The 561-nt window shown below is 48.1% G+C and carries 1 protein-coding gene; it reads right to left on the bottom strand.

Annotated elements, in window-relative coordinates:
* The coding region (locus FQP90_RS23065) for a chlorophyll a/b-binding protein (protein WP_208760078.1) at nt 1-561 on the bottom strand (561 nt) is incomplete at both ends.

The raw sequence follows: 561 nt of genomic DNA, 5'->3' as shown, positions 1-561 counted from the left end.
GTTCAATCTCGCTAATGGGGAGTCCTGTCTCAATGTTTAGTTGTGCAAGAGCACCCTTTCCTGTGATGATTTCTCCAATCAACGAGAAAGCGATACCTAACTGGGCCAACCTTCCAACAAAGAGCTCGTTCGACTTGGTGAATCCGAACAATGGACCTCCTTCGCTAAGACCCAATGCTGATCGAAATCCTTTGCCTGGGGCAATAACGGCCTTGTCTAGACCCGTGGGGGGCTCATCAACAAACCGACCACGATCACCCAAAGCTCCAATGGCTCCTAGGAGGGTGAAAAGAATGAAAAAGAGAAGAAGAGGCTCGGCTTCATAAATCGGAATCCCAGTTTCCAAATTAAGTTGTTGTAGAATTCCCTTTCCTGTTATTGCTTCTCCCAACAACGACGCAGCGAAACCAATCATAGCGACACGGCCAACAAAGAGCTCGTTTTGCTTGGTAAACCCGATACCTCCTGATGTGCCGAAAATACCATCTTCAACTTTTGGCTTTGGCGCTGCGACCTTCTTGGCAGGAGCAGCTTTTGTCTTGGGTTTAAAAAGCGCTACCG

The sequence above is a fragment of the Paenarthrobacter nitroguajacolicus genome (assembly GCF_007786235.1).
GTDB classification, from domain to species: Bacteria; Actinomycetota; Actinomycetes; order Actinomycetales; family Micrococcaceae; genus Arthrobacter; species Arthrobacter nitroguajacolicus_A.
Note: the sequence above shows the minus strand (reverse complement) of the source record. Positions and strands in the feature narration are given on the sequence as shown.